Here is a 16,206-nt window from a genome sequence, read left to right on the forward strand (position 1 = left end):
CAACCTCACCTTCAAATCTGGAACTCGTCGTGTTTAATGGTTGTTTCTTATAGCCGATATCCTCACACTCAAAGATTGCCGTCGGAGAATGTGGTGATTTTTTTATTTACGAATTATGAACGATAACGTCCAAGGCTCCCATGATTCGCTGAGCGTTTTCGACTGCTTCTTTGTACTCTTTCGAAGTGTTCTTTACTGGCTTTCTAATCAAGTCAATAAATATGACTGGTTTGGTGAAGTCGTTTGAGGTCACACGAACTGTCATGTTCAAAATTTTAGAAGTTGATTTTCTTTTTGCTACAATACCGCCTGCGACAGCGCCAATCGCACCAAACATAGCACCTGCAATCAATGCTTGACCAACTCCTCCAGAAACAACCGTTTGATTATTGATAATCAATTCATACGACACTAAATCCTCAAATGAATACCAATCTGTGTCATTCTTATCTTTCTTAACCAAGGACGGTATCAAAGACAATCCCATCGTTCCCATTGCAAGCCCTGCTTTTAACGAGCCTTTAATTGCTCCTCCGACCAATCCTGAAGAGCCTTTTGCTTTTTGAGCTCCATGAATACGATAGGTACGATTATATCTATCAATCTCAAGCGGTCCGACTTTATCTGTCCGTCTGCTTTTAGCAGCAGGAGCAGGAGAAACTGGTTTCGTAGTTGGTTGAAGTTGCTCTGCAGGTTCTTGGTTAGCGATAGAATAACCGCAATTTGGGCAGAACTTGTAGCCCTCTACTGGATTACCACACTCAGGACAAAATTTCATATTGACCTCCAATTTATATTTTGTTATCTTTTCTTAATTATCCTATCAATTCATAATATTCGTCAATGACCATTAATTCGTCTGCGACTGTTCTAAGCTCATGTTTTTGCATGAAATGAAGATAGTTGAATGATTGATGGTCGTCTGATAGTGCGAGTTCTTCTTCTAACAACTTATGGATCATATGTCTATTAGCTTCATTCTCGCGCCTAGTGTGGTTGTTTTGATATAGTACAGTAGAATGTTCCAGATGTCCTAATTCGTGGTATATGACCCGTTTTTTTGCATCTTCGGACAGTTCACGGTTTATAAAGATAATACTGATTTCTTTGATATAAACTCCAGGTCTTTGCCAAAGTTCGTTATCAAAGTAAGCGAGAGTGACACCGTGTGAGTCAACTAGCTCTTCAATAGTCATAGGCTATCATCCTTCAAATATTTTTTTAAATTAGTTGTTTTATCTCATGAACTAGAGTAAAATAGAATTGAAAGGAAGTGATAAAAATGAAGTTGAAACTCTATGCACATTTAGCTGTACTGTTTCAAGTTTCAGCATTTGTTTTTTTGATTTGTTACTTTTTTCTAAGACAAATCCTAACACTTCCAATTATCGTTTTACTCAGTTTTGTTATTTCTGAAATTATTCTTCGACTTTTTCTGGAGATTCGGATAGTTCATTTTGAAGAATCTTAGTTGCTACTTCTGGAGCTTTAATATCTAGTTGAGATGTAGCGCCTTTAAACTGAGGACTCATCCCTTTATCTATTAATAATGCAATAGCCTCGGCATTTATTTTATTTGCCTGGGCTTTTTTGATTGCTTCATCCCCATCGCTATTTAACTGAGCTTTAAATTTTCCAAGCTTAGAATCGACTTCAAAGTTTGCACCATTGCGTTTAATTAAATTGCGAAAAGCAATTCCTCCGGTTAAAATAATGATAAATACTAGAACCGGGACTAGTATTTCAGGATGTCCAAGTAGTTCAATCGGTCCTTTCGATTGGACGTTGGTTCTTAGAACGACTTTCTCATCTTGTAATTCATCAGATTCTTTTATAACATTAACCATTTGTAGGACTGTGTGCAAAAATGTTGAGTATTCGAAGGCATCTATATTGTTTTCTTCTTGTACTTTAAAAGTAATGCTCATGTGGTCATGATCAATGTAGGCATCGTATAGACCTCGGTTGATGAACTTCTTGTAGGCATTTGCATCAGTGATGGTATGACCTGAATAGACTAATTTATAAAGCTGTGAGTCAATATCTCTATTTGGTATAACTCCAAACCAGTGCACGTTCATTCTCTTGTTAAATGGGCAAACGTTAGATGCGGACTCTATGTTGCTTTCGCTCTCTGTATAGGGTCTACTCGTTATTTCACCTACAAGAAAATCGTTAGGAGATTCTGACGGAACAATGACAATGTCTCCGATATTAAGACTATACGCAAACTTCATCATTTGATTGTAGGCAGAGCCAGGCTTTTCTATCCTATTGTCGAACTCCTTGATTTTTCCTTTGATTGCATCTTCGTCAAGATTTTTAAGGTCATCTAATGTTATATAGTTCCATCCAATGGCGATATAGCCACCAGTTTGAAAACTTTTATAGAATTGCCCTTTTTGAGCCCTTACAAACCAATAATCTTTAGAACTATCAACAGACGGGAGTTGATGATATATGTTTTCAAAAAGGGTATTGAAGAGCAAGGCATCTTGTTCGGTAATCGTCATACTATCTACCTCTCAAATAAATCTCAATGATGTTCTGGATGGCATCGATGTCTTCCTCTGTAAGCGGCTTGCCATCGAAGGTCTTGGCATTCTCTGCCATCTTTCGGAGGTCGTCAGACGTGTATCCTGCGATTGTATCATCCTTTGCAATAGTTGGATTATCTGTACGACCGAGCAGGTAGTCGGTGGATACGTTGAAGTAGTCGGCGATTTCTTGTAGGCGGTCAGATTTAGGAGTCTTTTCTTTTAAAGTATAGAGGTAATTTATACTATAGCCTAAATCTTCAGCAACTTTTTGAAGACTTATTCCTTGTTTTTGGGCAAGTTCCTTAATCTTTTCAAGTGTGGAAAACATTGTCATATTACCTTTTCTAAGACATGACAAAAAATATTTTATAAAAAAGTATTATTTCTATTGACAGGAATAATACTAAAGAGTAAAATAGTTTTTGTAAGTTAATGAGTTAGTAAAAAACGAAGTTAAAACTTATCTAAAAATAAATAGCTTTGGCGAGCAAGAAAGTTGATAGATACATGGTTTTATCAAGGTTTTTAATTATGCCCTCATTTTACACTATGGTGTAAAAGTTGTCAAGCATTTTATAAAATTTCTAACTTTTTTTCTTACTTTTGAAGAAAGGAGGGAGGCAGATCCAAATATGGATGGTGGACGTCAAAAAATCAGGGATTATCTAAAAGAACACAACTTGACGATGGCGACGCTAGCGGTACAGTATAGCATGACTCGTCAGGATGTGACGAATATCCTGAATGGAAAGCTAAAAAATCCACAAGCGAATCAGTTCATCGCTCGTGTGATTGAAGATTTTAAAATTCGGTAAAAATTGGATTGAGTAGGAGGAAGGATGAAAGAATTTATTGATGCTCTTGAAAAAGAAAAGACCACCTTGAAAAAATCATTAAGGTAGTCAGCTCTGGTGGTAAATTTCTGAGATTGCCGTATCAAAAAAAGTCACGCTCGATTAGTGAGAATCTGAAATTGATTTCTCAAAATCTTGATAGACTGAGTGAGCAAGTTCGATAAACCAAGCTTCGGCATCCATGATTTCAAGATGACGAAAGAAACCTGTTTTGGTTTCCAGTTCGGAATCGTGTGCATAACGTAATATTTCTCTAGCAAAGATGGTTTCAAAATCAAAATCTTTACCATCATCGTAGATGTTGCGTTTGCTTGCTATTGTCAAATATTCTTTAAAAGTCATAAGGTTAACTCCTTTCTGCTTTTATTATAGCAGAAATGGAGATTAGAAACAGAAAGGAGGGCGGATGGAAGAAGATATCAGAGTTCACATGCCTTACGAGGTATTTAAAAACCTGCTTGTTAGAGCAGGTAGAATAAAGCGTGAAGAAGGCAAGCAGATAACTTGGACAAATAATACCGCTCCGTTTACAAAAGAGCAACGGAAGGAAATAGATGAACTCTGCGAGCAGTTCGCAGAAGATTGAAGGTGGAGTTTGTCATTGATATGTTTGTTAGCAATCAATAAACATTCATTAAACCTATCAAAAATATAGTGGTTTATATAACAAAATGGAGAAAGGAGCAAACATGAAGCAATTAAAACTAAGTATTAAGCCCAAACAAGAACCTACTGAGGATCAATCTCTTAATTCTTCAGGATATTCAGTAAAAATCAATGATTGGGAGCTTGGCCGAGGGGTAATTGATTTTAAACTAGAAATGCCTGCGGATAAGAAACCAAAAATCACTATCACAGCAATTCCAGATGTTATTGAAATCGATGCGACAGTGATTGCTGAAATTCAGAAATTACAATCTGAAAGCGATATAGAATCAGTGAACTATTTTATCCCGAACCTTGAAATTCAAAAGTTCGGCCGTTGATTTAATAACGTTTCTAGCCCCTCGGATTTTATCCGAAGGGCTATTTTTGTATTTAGGGGGCAAAAAAGGGGCAGTATTTATGGTATAATAGACAAAAATACGTGAATTAGAAAGAAATCATGTCTAAAGAAATTGATATTGAGTATTACCACCAGCTAGCCTTACAAAAGCAGAAGGAGCATCGAAAAGTTTTAGCCAATTTAAAGAAAAAACCTCCTAAAAATCTAGACAAGATAGCCCAACAGATTCACCAAGAAGTTTTTGAGGAGATTGATTGCACTGCCTGTGCCAACTGTTGCAAGACATTGGGACCCGACTTCAAGGAAGCAGACATCACTCGTATTGCTAAGTACTTTAAGATGAAATTACCTGCTTTTGAAGCGGAGTTTCTGCAGGTAGATGAAGATGGTGATAAGGTTTTTAAATCCATGCCTTGTCCCTTTTTAGGAGGAGATAATCTCTGTTCCATCTATGACGTTCGTCCAAAGGCCTGTCGTGAATTTCCTCATACAGACAGGAAAAAGATCCATCAAATCAACCATTTGACGATTAAGAATACTTTGACCTGTCCAGCAGCCTATCTCTTTGTTGAGAAATTAAAGGATAAGTTATAGAGATTTAAAGGATAAAAAATCTCTAATAATAACTAGAGATATGAAGGGAGAACTCTATGCCAAGACCTAAAACAAAAGAGGAGCTAGTACTGGCCTCTAAGGAAAACTATGAAAAGCTTAATCGTTTCATCTCCCAACTAAGTGAAGATGAGCTACAGACTCCATTTGATTTATCAAGAGACCCAAAGAAAAAAGAAGCTCACTGGAAAAGGGATAAGAATCTAAGAGATGTCCTGATTCATCTTTATGAATGGCAGCAGTTACTTTTGACTTGGGTACATTCTAATCAAGAAGGTCTCGAAAGACTTTTTCTCCCTGAATCTTATAATTGGAAAACTTATGGAGAAATGAATGTCGCTTTTTGGAAGAAGCACCAGAAAACCTCCTTAGAAGAAGCGACTAGACTCCTAGAACAATCACATAGGAAGGTTTTAGAGTTGATAGAAGTTTTTAGCAATGACGAACTCTTTACCAAAGGTGTCTATAAGTGGACAGGTGGGACAAGTCTAGGTTCCTACTTTGTCAGTAGCACCTCCAGTCACTATGATTGGGCTCTGAAAAAACTCAAATCACATCAGAAGAATTGTAAGCGTCGCTAGTTAAAGTGGGTATGGATTTTAGAAAAGGTTCTTCTAAGCTTCGAATAGCTTAGTTATCTTCATTTTTGAGTTCTTCTAGCTTTAGAATCCTTCAAAAACTAACATTTAAGGTAATCAATGGCTTAGAAGAGTGCCAAAACATTTATTTTAATGTAATTCTAAGTTTAGAATTGCATTGATATTGAAGCAGAATGAACTATTCGATTCTTAGAATGCCTTAATTCTGAGAAATGTTGATGATAAACTGGTTCGAATGGTTTTTTCTGATTTAGGATGATAGATTGATGGGTGTGATGATGAAAATACAAAAAGAGAAAGTTAGAAAAGAGTTGGTATCCCTCTGTTTGGGGGAGCTTACAGCAGTCCTAGCCTTTTGCTTTTGTTTCTTTCTTTTAAAAAATCGACTTGTTGATTGGAAGAGTGTTGCTGATTTTAAGGAATTTAGCTCAATACAAATATAGAACACATCTCAGGATGTTATATTGATCGAGGTATAAGTATATTTTTTTTTTAAAACTGATCTCTGGGCTTGTGGTATAATCGAATTATAAAAAATTATTTCTGCTATTTTTGTAATGATTTATAAATATAAGATTAAGAAAGCTAGAGGTGTTTAGTGGTAAAAAATTTTTTCCTAGGTGTAAATTATCGTAGAATAATTAGCTATACATTGGTTGCATATACAATCATTTGTTGGTTGTTTAAAATTAATATATTACAACCGTATTCTGGACATAAGATGATTATTGCTGTAGTGACAATATTGTCCTTTTACTTTTTAAGAAATAAAAAGAAGGATGAATTTCTATTTGTAACTATATTATATGTACTGCTCCAGCCCGCGTTGGATTATCTAATTACTATAGCCAATATCGACTTAAATGTATTACTAATGGCTAGTGCAATATTGATTTCTGGGAGTTGGCGGATAGACTCTATCAATAAAATTAATACAGCAGCAGATAATTCTCAGTCAAACATAGACTATTTCAACTTAGTATATCTCAATTCGGCTAAGTCTTATGAAATTGCTACCTTAATTGATGATACTGTCAAGACAACTATTCAGAAGGAAAATAGCAGTACAACAAGTCACAAAAACTTTTTTGAAATTGGAACGAGAAATGGTTTGTATTCAGGATATGGAAATAGCAACGAATTAACTACGGAAAGTAAAATTAGTGAAAGTTTCGAAGTTAAAAGCACTAAATCTACGATTTTTAGAAAAGTCTATGAAATGTCCAAAAATTTTCAAGCTGAGAACATAGAGCAAGGAGATTTAATAAAATTTGACAGTGTAACTCTTAATCCCGTAAATGCACAAGATATTCCACTTATATTGCAAGTGTTACAGGCTAGCAAGTTGGACAATCCCAGTACGGAGGGAATTGAGTTAAATATGTCAAACCTACTTTCTACTTTCTTGACTGACTACACGATTGATTATAGTTTCAAACAAGGTAATGAAAAATTCTTGATTCGTTTCCCCTATGGAGAAGTTGAAGGTTTTGAGAATGGGTATAGACATAGTGATTTTCAACTTGGAAAACTTAACTTAGTCGGAATAGATAGAGGTAAGATTAATTTTTCTGAAGTTGATACCATGTCAACAAAATTTTTAGAGTTTATGAGTAAGCAAACCAAGAAAAATAACGTGACGAACAATGTAAAAGATATTATCCCAAAATCCTCATCATCTGAAAAGAGCGATGAATCTGGGTCGGAATTCGAAATAGATTTCAACTATGAAAAGTTAAATGGAACATATCATTTGATAGATGTGATTGCTGTTGTTCAAAAAATCAATGTGGAGAGTGAGTCGTGATTTATTTATATGATGTTACAAGAATAGATGATTTAAAAGAACATTTCTTGGAAAGTAAAAGGATTGATATCACTCGTATTCTATCTTACGATTTCACTAATTTGAGTGAAATAGAAGATATATGCGAGGAGATTGATGCTGTAGATGGATTGGTCATAGATTTATCAGCCTTGATGAATTTAAACGCCTACAATAGTCAGTATATAGGTCGAGTTTTCTTTTCGCTAAGTAGAGTGTCTAACTCCTTTATTTTTTGGCTAAATAAGTTAAAATACGAAAGTGTACTGAAAGAGTTGCCACTTCTATTTGAAGATGAAGAGATAAACAAAAATTTTGCTAATCCAGAAGTTCAAAATTTTAATTCTGACGACGAAACGAAAGATAGTAGTGATACTGAGTTTAGCAATAAAATACAGGAGGTTGCTAGCAACCTAATTGGTCATGATTTATTTAAGGAAGATTTTATACAGAAGTATGAAAACTTTATACTTCTCGAAAGAATAGGAGTCCGGAAGATTTTTTCCGTGTTTCTGATTGGTGAATCTGGAATAGGTAAAACAGAATTTGCTAAGATTTTATCAAAGTCACTCTATCCAGATGAAGAGCTTACCAAAATTAATTTTGGAAATTACTCGACAGAAGGGGTGTTGAATAGTTTAATAGGTTCTCCGCTCGGATACGTTGGAAGCGATGAGGGTGGCGAACTGATTAGAAAAATTAATTCATCCAAATCTAAAATTATTTTGATTGATGAATTTGAAAAGGCGACACCAGCCGTGTTTAATTTTTTTTATGAACTACTAGAAGACGGTAAATTTACAGATAGGCGTGGCATCGCTCATAATCTAAATGGTTATACTATTGTCTTTACTTCCAATATGACTTCTCAGCACTATCTGCAATATATTCCAGCTTCCCTAAGGTCTCGGTTTGATTTACTTAGCGATTTTCAGATTCCTAACTTGGATGAAAAACGCTTATTCATCCAAGAACAAGCAGATAGTCTGGTGGATAAGTTAAATTCTATCAAAAATACTACCTATGAAATTAGCGACGAATTAATGAAAAAAATTCTGAGTTTTTCAGAAGAAAATAATCTTCGTCATATAAAACGCCTTGTTCAAGATGCAATTGCGGAAGATTTCAGAAAAAAATATTGATAAAATTGATATCCTACCTTTCTAGATGAATTAAAATAACAATCACGGTAGAAACCGCAATTGTTTGCGTTTGTTTATAAATTTGCGTTAATTTGTACTGCTGTCTAGGCTGTTAGGGTATAATTAATCTATCAAATTTTTTGAATAACTACTTGGAGTGAGATAGATATGCAAATAAACTACAATAGAAAACAGAAATCAGATATTGTTATTTCTAAACCGTCAGCCAGTGAAGTAGAAAAATACTTGAAAACGTGGAAAAATCTTAAAAATTATAAGTTGCAAGAAGATGCTTTAGATAAATTATTTTTTGAGCTGTTACCAAGTAACGAAGAAATTTCTGACATCTTATTAAAGGTTGCTACGTTGAATGATTTTTATAGTACAAATATTTTTTCAGTTTATCCAGTTGCAGAGCATATTCTGAGTCTTAAAATTGACGAGAGATTGAGACAAGGTGATGTAACTTTAGTCAATGAAATTCAGAATGTCACTATCAATGGAGTAACTAGAAAGTTCTATTCTTTTTCTACCAAATACTGTTCCCATCATAATCCTAAAGAATACCCTATTTATGATAGCTATGTAGAAAAGGTATTGAAATACTTTAGAAAAACAGATAAATTTTCTAAATTTAAGAATGCAGATCTAAAAGATTATCAAAAATTTAAAAATATAATTATTGCTTTTAGAGAATACTACGGATTAGACGAATTTAATCTTAAAGAGATTGATCAGTATTTATGGCAGTTGGGAAAAGAATATTTCCCAAATAAATATTAGCGACTTTTTCTCACTCAGAAAGGAAAACACCAAATTGTCCTACAAATTTCTACTTTTCGACCTTGACCACACTCTTCTTGATTTTGATGCTGCTGAGGATGTGGCTTTGACGCAACTTCTAAAAGAAGAAGGAGTTGAGGATATTCAAGTCTATAAAGACTATTACGTTCCCATGAACAAGGCTCTCTGGAAGGACTTGGAGCAAAAGAAAATTAGTAAACAAGAGCTGGTTAACACGCGCTTTTCTCGTTTATTTTCTAATTTTGGACAGGAAAAAGACGGTAGTTTTCTAGCCCAACGTTACCAATTTTACCTTGCTCAGCAGGGACAAACGATTTCAGGCGCTCATGAACTCTTAGACAGCCTTATCGAGCGAGATTATGACTTATATGCTGCGACAAATGGCATTACTGCCATTCAGACAGGGCGTTTGGCTCAATCTGGTCTAGCACCTTATTTCAATCAAGTCTTTATCTCTGAACAGTTGCAAACACAAAAGCCTGCCGCCCTCTTTTATGAAAAAATGGGGCAGCAGATTGTAGGTTTTAGCAAAGAAAAGACGCTGATGATTGGAGATTCCCTAACTGCCGACATTCAAGGTGGTAATAATGCGGGGATTGACACTATCTGGTACAACCCTCATCACCTCGAAAATCACACACAAGCCCAACCGACTTATGAAGTCCATTCTTACCAAGACTTGCTGGATTGTTTAGATAAACTGTAAAAAGTGGTTTCAATAGCCACTTTTTGCTATAATAGAGGCAGTAAAAATGAAGGAGTAGGCTTTATGCAACACTCATCTTGGCATGCTCTGATTAAGGAGCGATTACCTGAGGGTTATTTTGGAAAAATCAATCAGTTTATGGAGTGTGTCTATGCTCAGGGGACTATTTATCCACCCAAGAAAAAGGTTTTTCAGGCTCTCTTGACCACACCCCTAGAAGACGTTAAGGTGGTGATTCTGGGACAGGATCCCTATCACGGGCTAGGTCAAGCACAGGGCTTGAGTTTTTCTGTACCTGATTCTATTCCAGCTCCGCCATCCTTGCAAAATATCTTGAAAGAATTGTCAGATGATATCGGGGTTAAGAAATCTCATGATTTGACAGCTTGGGCTGAGCAAGGAGTCTTGCTTCTTAATGCTTGTTTGACAGTTCCTGCTGGACAGGCCAATGGTCATGCTGGTCAGATATGGGAGCCTTTTACGGATGCTGTGATTCAGGTAGTCAATCATCTAGATAGACCAGTCGTTTTTGTTCTCTGGGGAGCTTATGCACGCAAGAAGAAGGCCTTAGTTACCAATCCTCATCACTTGATTATCGAATCAGCTCATCCCAGTCCTTTGTCGGTTTATAGAGGATTTTGGGGTTCCAAGCCTTTTTCCAAGGCCAATGCATTCTTAAAAGAGACAGGACAAGAGCCAATCGATTGGCTTAGATAAGGAGAAAATATGCCTCAGTTAGCGACGATTTGCTACATTGATAACGGGAAGGAACTGCTCATGCTCCACCGTAATAAGAAACCCAATGATGTCCATGAAGGGAAATGGATTGGTGTGGGTGGTAAGTTAGAGCGAGGTGAGACGCCTCAGGAATGCGCGGCGCGTGAAATCCTTGAGGAAACAGGGCTTAAAGCCAAGCCAGTTCTAAAAGGTGTTATCACTTTTCCTGAGTTCACACCAGATTTAGACTGGTACACCTATGTTTTTAAGGTGACAGAGTTTGAAGGGAACTTGATTGACTGCAATGAGGGGACGCTGGAATGGGTTCCCTATGATGAGGTTTTGAGTAAGCCGACTTGGGAAGGGGATCATACCTTTGTTGGGTGGCTTTTAGAGGATAAACCCTTCTTTTCAGCCAAGTTTGTTTATGATGGCGATAAGTTGTTGGATACCCAAGTTGATTTCTATGAATAAAGGAGAAAGCAGATGCTACTAATCAAAAATGGTCGTGTAATGGATCCCAAGTCTGGTTTGGATCAAGTGTGTGATGTCTTAGTTCAAGATGGGAAAATTGACAAAATTGCGCCTGAGATTAAAGAAGAAGGAGCAGAGATAATTGATGCTACTGGTCTTGTAGTTGCTCCTGGCTTGATCGATATTCATGTTCATTTCCGTGAACCTGGTCAAACTCACAAGGAAGATATTCATACCGGTGCCCTAGCAGCCGCTGCAGGTGGTTTTACAACTGTTGTCATGATGGCTAATACTAGTCCAACCATTTCAGACGTGGAGACTTTGCAAGAAGTTCTCCAGTCAGCTGCCAAAGAGAAGATTAATGTTAAGACGGTTGCGACCATTACTAAAAACTTTAATGGCCAAGACTTGACTGACTTTAAGGCGCTTTTGGAAGCAGGTGCCGTTGGTTTTTCTGATGACGGTATTCCGCTTGAAAGCAGTAAAGTTGTCAAGGAAGCCATGGAGGAAGCCAAAAAGCTTAATACCTTTATTAGTCTTCATGAGGAAGATCCAGGTTTGAACGGTGTTCTTGGCTTTAATGAAAATATCGCTAAAGAACATTTCCATATCTGCGGTGCGACTGGAGTGGCTGAGTATGCTATGATGGCGCGTGATGTCATGATTGCCTATGCAACCGAGGCTCATGTTCACATCCAGCATTTGTCTAAGGAAGAAAGTGTTAGAGTAGTGGAGTTTGCTCAGGGGCTAGGTGCGCAAGTCACAGCAGAAGTAGCGCCACAGCATTTTTCTAAGACCGAAGCGCTCCTTTTGACACAAGGAAGTAATGCCAAGATGAATCCGCCACTTCGTTTGGAATCAGACCGTCGTGCCGTGATTGAAGGTCTTAAATCAGGCGTCATCACAGTTATAGCGACTGACCATGCGCCTCACCATGCAGATGAAAAAAATGTCGAGGATATTACCAAGGCACCATCTGGCATGACTGGCTTAGAAACATCTCTTTCCCTTGGGTTGACTTATTTAGTGGAAGCTGGAGAGTTGACCTTGATGGAATTACTTGAAAAAATGACATACAACCCAGCCAAGCTTTATAACTTTGAAGCAGGTTACTTGGCTGAGAATGGTCCAGCAGATATCACTATTTTTGATGCTAAGGCTGATCGCCTTGTGGACTCCCATTTTGCTTCTAAAGCAGCCAATTCACCATTTATCGGTGAAAACTTAAAAGGGCAGGTTAAATATACCATCTGTAAGGGACAAATTGTCTATCAAAACTAGGTGGGAGTCTGCTCTGTAAACAAAAAGAATAGAGAGCCTATATGTACCAGACTCATCATTTTAAAGACAAGTTTATCTTATTTTTAAAGATATTTTTCCCTATCCTGATTTATCAATTTTCCAATTATTCTGCCTCCTTTGTTGATACGACTATGACTGGTCAGTACAGTACCATGGATTTGGCTGGTGTGTCGATGGCAACTAGTATATGGAATCCTTTCTTTACATTTCTAACAGGGATTGTATCGGCCTTGGTGCCTATCATTGGTCACCACCTTGGGCGAGGCAAAAAGGAAGAAGTTGCGTCTGATTTTTACCAGTTCATCTATCTGGCCTTGGGTCTATCTGTGGTCTTGCTGGGGATGGTACTTTTCTTAGCACCACCAATCTTGAATCATATTGGACTAGAAGCACCAGTGGCAGCAGTAGCGGTTCGCTATCTTTGGTTTTTATCTATCGGAATTATCCCCCTGTTGCTCTTTAGTGTCATTCGCTCCCTGCTGGATTCGCTGGGGTTGACCAAGCTGTCCATGTATCTCATGCTTTTGTTGCTTCCTCTCAATAGTGGATTTAATTATCTCTTGATTTTCGGAGCCGTTGGTGTTCCAGAACTGGGAGGTGCTGGTTCTGGTTTAGGTACTTCTTTAGCCTACTGGGTCTTGCTGGGAATTTCCGTACTAGTTTTATTTAAACAGGAGAAACTCAAAGCCCTACATCTTGAGAAACGAATTCCACTTAATATGGATAAAATCAAGGAAGGAGTTCGATTGGGTCTGCCTATTGGGGGAACCGTCTTCGCGGAAGTGGCTATCTTTTCCGTGGTTGGTTTGATTATGGCTAAGTTCTCATCCTTGATTATCGCTAGTCACCAGTCAGCTATGAACTTTTCAACTCTCATGTACGCCTTTCCTATGAGTATCTCATCGGCTATGGCTATTGTTGTTTCCTATGAAGTGGGAGCCAAGCGATTTGATGATGCGAAAACCTATATTGGTTTAGGAAGATGGACAGCCCTTATTTTTGCAGGCTTCACCTTATCTTTCCTTTACATTTTTAGGGGAAATGTGGCTAGTCTTTATGGTAACGACCCAGAATTTATCGATCTGACAGCGCGTTTTTTGACTTATAGTCTTTTCTTCCAGTTAGCAGATACCTTTGCGGCACCGCTTCAGGGAATTTTACGGGGGTATAAGGATACAGTGATTCCTTTTTACCTTGGTTTGGTTGGTTATTGGGGTGTAGCAATCCCAGTAGCTATGGTCTTTGATTCCCTAACAGATTTTGGAGCTTATTCTTACTGGATCGGTTTGATTATTAGTCTAATCGTAAGTGGAGCGCTCTACCGTTGGCGTTTAACAGTGATTATGAAGAGATTTGAATCTGTAGAAAAATCTAAACGCTAAAAAGTTTGTGAAAAAACATTCTTTATAAGCAAATCCTTTGTTTTCATGGGGTTTTCTTTTTTATTTTGTGAATTTTTCTTTAGTAAAACTTTGACAGTATTTGCCAAAAACGGTAAAATAGTAATGTAAGAAGAAACTTAGAAAGGCAAGAAGATGTCAACTTTAGATAAAAATCTTTTGCTAGAGATGTTCCGTAAGATGGAAGAAATCCGTCGTATGGACTTAAAAATTGCGCAATTAGTAAAGAAAGGGAAAGTGCCAGGAATGACGCACTTTTCTGTTGGAGAAGAGGCAGCTAACGTGGGTGCTATGTTAGCTCTCAACCCAGACGATTTGATCACATCAAACCATCGTGGTCACGGACAAGCTATTGCCAAAGGAATTGACCTCAACGGAATGATGGCTGAAATCCTTGGTAAATACACTGGAACCTGTAAAGGTAAAGGTGGTTCTATGCATATCGCCGACCTTGATGCTGGTAACCTTGGTGCCAATGGTATCGTAGGTGGTGGTATGGGAATCGCTGTTGGTGCAGCCCTCAGTCAGCAAATGCAAAACACTGGAAAAATCGTAGTCTGCTTCTTTGGAGATGGTGCTACCAACGAAGGTGTTTTCCACGAAGCAGTAAATATGGCTTCTATCTGGAAACTGCCAGTCATTTTCTACTGCATTAACAACGGTTATGGAATCTCTGCAGATATCAAGAAAATGACTAATGTGGAGCATATACATCAACGTAGTGCTGCATATGGAATTCCTGGAATGTTCATCGAAGATGGAAACAATGTCATCGACGTCTACGAAGGATTTAAGAAAGCCGTAGACCATGTTCGCGGTGGCAACGGTCCAGTCTTGATTGAAAGTGTAACTTACCGCTGGCTTGGTCACTCATCATCAGACCCTGGTAAATATCGTACACGTGAAGAAGTGGAACTGTGGAAACAAAAAGATCCAATCGAAAATCTTCGCAAGTACCTCATTGAAAACACTATTGCAAGTGCCGAAGAATTGGAAGAAATCCAAGCACAAGTCAAGGAAGCAGTAGAAGCTTCTGTTAAATTTGCGGAAGAAAGTCCATTCCCACCGCTTGAATCAGCATTTGAAGATATTTACGCAGACTAAGGAGAAAGAGATAAAATGGAAACAAAAACAATGTCCTTCCGTGACACCATTATCCTTGCTATGTCTGAGGAAATGCGTCGCGATGAAAATGTGTTCTTGATGGGAGAAGATGTCGGTGTCTTTGGAGGAGACTTCGGAACTTCTGTTGGAATGCTCGAAGAATTTGGTCCAGAACGTGTTCGTGACTGTCCGATTTCTGAAGCTGCCATCTCTGGAGCAGCAGCAGGAGCAGCCATGACAGGACTTCGTCCAATCGTTGATATGACCTTTATGGACTTCTCAGTTATTGCCATGGACAATATTGTCAACCAAGCTGCTAAAACACGTTATATGTTTGGTGGTAAGGGTCAGGTCCCAATGACTGTTCGATGTGCAGCTGGTAATGGAGTTGGATCTGCAGCCCAGCACTCACAATCATTGGAATCTTGGTTTACTCACATTCCTGGACTTAAGGTTGTGGCTCCAGGTACACCTGCTGACATGAAAGGACTGCTCAAGTCTTCTATCCGTGATAACAACCCAGTTATTATTCTTGAGTACAAGTCAGAATTTAACCAAAAAGGGGAAGTGCCAGTTGATCCAGACTACACGATTCCACTTGGAGTCGGCGAAATCAAACGCGAAGGAACGGATGTAACAGTTGTTACTTATGGGAAAATGCTTCGCCATGTGGTTCAAGCTGCTGAAGAATTAGCAGAAGAAGGAATTTCTGTTGAGATTGTTGACCCACGTACCCTTGTTCCGCTTGATAAGGATATCATCATAAACTCAGTTAAGAAGACTGGTAAGGTTGTTCTGGTCAACGATGCCCACAAAACAAGTGGCTATATCGGTGAGATTTCAGCAATTATTTCAGAATCAGAAGCATTTGACTATCTAGATGCACCAATCCGCCGTTGCGCAGGAGAAGATGTGCCAATGCCTTATGCACAAAACCTAGAAAATGCAATGATTCCAACAGTTGAAAGCATCAAAGATGCCATCCGTAAAACATATAACAAAGAATAAAATCACATAATATAAATTATGTAAAAATGTATCTTGTCACAAGAAGAGTTGGTTCGATAATAACCGACGAAAGATTTAGTAAGTTACTTGTAGAGTTGAACACGGGCTAAAAG

20 protein-coding genes are annotated in these 16,206 nt (G+C 37.9%); 15 read left to right on the forward strand and 5 right to left on the reverse strand.

What is annotated here, in order from left to right:
- Window positions 1–106 precede the first annotated feature (106 nt).
- The 4 genes from N8O80_RS00790 to N8O80_RS00805 all read right to left on the reverse strand — a co-directional run bounded on the left by N8O80_RS00790 (window position 107) and on the right by N8O80_RS00805 (window position 2,868).
- Entirely contained in the window at window positions 107–778 is a 672-nt protein-coding gene (locus N8O80_RS00790) for a zinc ribbon domain-containing protein (protein ID WP_120770221.1), read from the reverse strand.
- 37 nt (window positions 779–815) lie between these two features.
- The gene (locus tag N8O80_RS00795; protein ID WP_120770222.1) at window positions 816–1,196 is read right to left on the reverse strand and encodes an ImmA/IrrE family metallo-endopeptidase; all 381 of its coding nucleotides are present in this window, start codon (window positions 1,194–1,196) and stop codon (window positions 816–818) included.
- A 222-nt stretch (window positions 1,197–1,418) separates the two neighbouring features.
- A complete protein-coding gene (locus N8O80_RS00800) occupies window positions 1,419–2,513 on the reverse strand; it encodes a hypothetical protein (RefSeq protein WP_120770223.1) in 1,095 nt (364 codons plus the stop codon).
- Between the two features lies 1 nt (window position 2,514).
- Window positions 2,515–2,868, reverse strand: a complete 354-nt coding sequence (locus tag N8O80_RS00805; protein WP_120770224.1) for a helix-turn-helix domain-containing protein — start codon at window positions 2,866–2,868, stop codon at window positions 2,515–2,517.
- 304 nt (window positions 2,869–3,172) lie between these two features.
- On the opposite strand from N8O80_RS00805, the gene N8O80_RS00810 reads away from it, so the two are divergent.
- Window positions 3,173–3,355 (forward strand): hypothetical protein, encoded by a 183-nt coding sequence (locus N8O80_RS00810; RefSeq protein WP_261026323.1) that lies wholly within the window; start codon window positions 3,173–3,175, stop codon window positions 3,353–3,355.
- 141 nt (window positions 3,356–3,496) lie between these two features.
- On the opposite strand, the gene N8O80_RS00815 is transcribed toward N8O80_RS00810, so the two are convergent.
- Complete coding sequence (locus N8O80_RS00815) at window positions 3,497–3,736, reverse strand: hypothetical protein (protein WP_120770225.1); 240 nt, start codon at window positions 3,734–3,736, stop codon at window positions 3,497–3,499.
- A 64-nt stretch (window positions 3,737–3,800) separates the two neighbouring features.
- Here N8O80_RS00815 and N8O80_RS00820 point away from each other — a divergent pair, with 64 nt between their 5' ends.
- From N8O80_RS00820 to N8O80_RS00885, 14 genes are all read left to right on the forward strand, one after another.
- On the forward strand, window positions 3,801–3,980 hold the full coding sequence (locus N8O80_RS00820) for a hypothetical protein (RefSeq protein ID WP_120770226.1): 180 nt from the start codon (window positions 3,801–3,803) through the stop codon (window positions 3,978–3,980).
- A gap of 103 nt (window positions 3,981–4,083) precedes the next feature.
- Window positions 4,084–4,380 (forward strand): hypothetical protein, encoded by a 297-nt coding sequence (locus N8O80_RS00825; protein WP_120770227.1) that lies wholly within the window; start codon window positions 4,084–4,086, stop codon window positions 4,378–4,380.
- A 119-nt stretch (window positions 4,381–4,499) separates the two neighbouring features.
- The gene (locus N8O80_RS00830; protein WP_000031481.1) at window positions 4,500–4,994 is read left to right on the forward strand and encodes a YkgJ family cysteine cluster protein; all 495 of its coding nucleotides are present in this window, start codon (window positions 4,500–4,502) and stop codon (window positions 4,992–4,994) included.
- Window positions 4,995–5,050: 56 nt separating this feature from the next.
- Window positions 5,051–5,593, forward strand: a complete 543-nt coding sequence (locus N8O80_RS00835) for a ClbS/DfsB family four-helix bundle protein (RefSeq protein WP_084863432.1) — start codon at window positions 5,051–5,053, stop codon at window positions 5,591–5,593.
- 739 nt (window positions 5,594–6,332) lie between these two features.
- On the forward strand, window positions 6,333–7,418 hold the full coding sequence (locus N8O80_RS00840) for a hypothetical protein (protein WP_084863433.1): 1,086 nt from the start codon (window positions 6,333–6,335) through the stop codon (window positions 7,416–7,418).
- A complete protein-coding gene (locus N8O80_RS00845; protein WP_020901387.1) occupies window positions 7,415–8,578 on the forward strand; it encodes an AAA family ATPase in 1,164 nt (387 codons plus the stop codon). Before N8O80_RS00840 ends, N8O80_RS00845 begins: the two co-directional genes overlap by 4 nt.
- Before the next feature lie 168 nt (window positions 8,579–8,746).
- Window positions 8,747–9,361, forward strand: coding sequence for a hypothetical protein (locus tag N8O80_RS00850; protein WP_020901386.1), 615 nt, complete (start codon window positions 8,747–8,749; stop codon window positions 9,359–9,361).
- A 34-nt stretch (window positions 9,362–9,395) separates the two neighbouring features.
- Window positions 9,396–10,088, forward strand: a complete 693-nt coding sequence (gene pynA, locus N8O80_RS00855) for a pyrimidine 5'-nucleotidase PynA (RefSeq protein ID WP_261026326.1) — start codon at window positions 9,396–9,398, stop codon at window positions 10,086–10,088.
- A 63-nt stretch (window positions 10,089–10,151) separates the two neighbouring features.
- Window positions 10,152–10,805, forward strand: coding sequence for a uracil-DNA glycosylase (locus N8O80_RS00860; RefSeq protein WP_261026328.1), 654 nt, complete (start codon window positions 10,152–10,154; stop codon window positions 10,803–10,805).
- 9 nt (window positions 10,806–10,814) lie between these two features.
- Window positions 10,815–11,279, forward strand: coding sequence for an NUDIX hydrolase (locus N8O80_RS00865; protein ID WP_001135778.1), 465 nt, complete (start codon window positions 10,815–10,817; stop codon window positions 11,277–11,279).
- Window positions 11,280–11,291: 12 nt separating this feature from the next.
- Entirely contained in the window at window positions 11,292–12,560 is a 1,269-nt protein-coding gene (locus N8O80_RS00870) for a dihydroorotase (protein WP_261026330.1), read from the forward strand.
- 41 nt (window positions 12,561–12,601) lie between these two features.
- Window positions 12,602–13,963 carry a sodium-coupled multidrug efflux MATE transporter PdrM gene (gene pdrM / locus N8O80_RS00875; protein WP_261026332.1) on the forward strand — a complete coding sequence of 454 codons (1,362 nt, stop codon included), beginning with the start codon at window positions 12,602–12,604 and terminating at the stop codon, window positions 13,961–13,963.
- 153 nt (window positions 13,964–14,116) lie between these two features.
- Window positions 14,117–15,085: a thiamine pyrophosphate-dependent dehydrogenase E1 component subunit alpha gene (locus N8O80_RS00880; protein WP_125385835.1), complete on the forward strand. Its 969-nt coding sequence runs from the start codon at window positions 14,117–14,119 to the stop codon at window positions 15,083–15,085.
- A gap of 15 nt (window positions 15,086–15,100) precedes the next feature.
- Window positions 15,101–16,093, forward strand: a complete 993-nt coding sequence (locus N8O80_RS00885) for an alpha-ketoacid dehydrogenase subunit beta (protein ID WP_261026335.1) — start codon at window positions 15,101–15,103, stop codon at window positions 16,091–16,093.
- Window positions 16,094–16,206: the final 113 nt, after the last annotated feature.

It is taken from the genome of Streptococcus mitis (assembly GCF_946190155.1).
Taxonomy (GTDB): domain Bacteria; phylum Bacillota; class Bacilli; order Lactobacillales; family Streptococcaceae; genus Streptococcus; species Streptococcus mitis_CL.

Coding starts and splice junctions, on each gene's coding strand:
- pdrM (WP_261026332.1), top strand. CDS start 12,602: ATGTACCAGACTCATCATTTTAAAGACAAGTTTATCTTATTTTTAAAG.
- N8O80_RS00810 (WP_261026323.1), top strand. CDS start 3,173: ATGGATGGTGGACGTCAAAAAATCAGGGATTATCTAAAAGAACACAAC.
- N8O80_RS00830 (WP_000031481.1), top strand. CDS start 4,500: ATGTCTAAAGAAATTGATATTGAGTATTACCACCAGCTAGCCTTACAA.
- N8O80_RS00820 (WP_120770226.1), top strand. CDS start 3,801: ATGGAAGAAGATATCAGAGTTCACATGCCTTACGAGGTATTTAAAAAC.
- N8O80_RS00800 (WP_120770223.1), bottom strand. CDS start 2,513: ATGACGATTACCGAACAAGATGCCTTGCTCTTCAATACCCTTTTTGAA.
- N8O80_RS00870 (WP_261026330.1), top strand. CDS start 11,292: ATGCTACTAATCAAAAATGGTCGTGTAATGGATCCCAAGTCTGGTTTG.
- N8O80_RS00865 (WP_001135778.1), top strand. CDS start 10,815: ATGCCTCAGTTAGCGACGATTTGCTACATTGATAACGGGAAGGAACTG.
- N8O80_RS00795 (WP_120770222.1), bottom strand. CDS start 1,196: ATGACTATTGAAGAGCTAGTTGACTCACACGGTGTCACTCTCGCTTAC.
- N8O80_RS00790 (WP_120770221.1), bottom strand. CDS start 778: ATGAAATTTTGTCCTGAGTGTGGTAATCCAGTAGAGGGCTACAAGTTC.
- N8O80_RS00850 (WP_020901386.1), top strand. CDS start 8,747: ATGCAAATAAACTACAATAGAAAACAGAAATCAGATATTGTTATTTCT.
- N8O80_RS00835 (WP_084863432.1), top strand. CDS start 5,051: ATGCCAAGACCTAAAACAAAAGAGGAGCTAGTACTGGCCTCTAAGGAA.
- N8O80_RS00860 (WP_261026328.1), top strand. CDS start 10,152: ATGCAACACTCATCTTGGCATGCTCTGATTAAGGAGCGATTACCTGAG.
- N8O80_RS00885 (WP_261026335.1), top strand. CDS start 15,101: ATGGAAACAAAAACAATGTCCTTCCGTGACACCATTATCCTTGCTATG.
- N8O80_RS00825 (WP_120770227.1), top strand. CDS start 4,084: ATGAAGCAATTAAAACTAAGTATTAAGCCCAAACAAGAACCTACTGAG.
- N8O80_RS00840 (WP_084863433.1), top strand. CDS start 6,333: ATGATTATTGCTGTAGTGACAATATTGTCCTTTTACTTTTTAAGAAAT.
- N8O80_RS00880 (WP_125385835.1), top strand. CDS start 14,117: ATGTCAACTTTAGATAAAAATCTTTTGCTAGAGATGTTCCGTAAGATG.
- N8O80_RS00815 (WP_120770225.1), bottom strand. CDS start 3,736: ATGACTTTTAAAGAATATTTGACAATAGCAAGCAAACGCAACATCTAC.
- N8O80_RS00805 (WP_120770224.1), bottom strand. CDS start 2,868: ATGTTTTCCACACTTGAAAAGATTAAGGAACTTGCCCAAAAACAAGGA.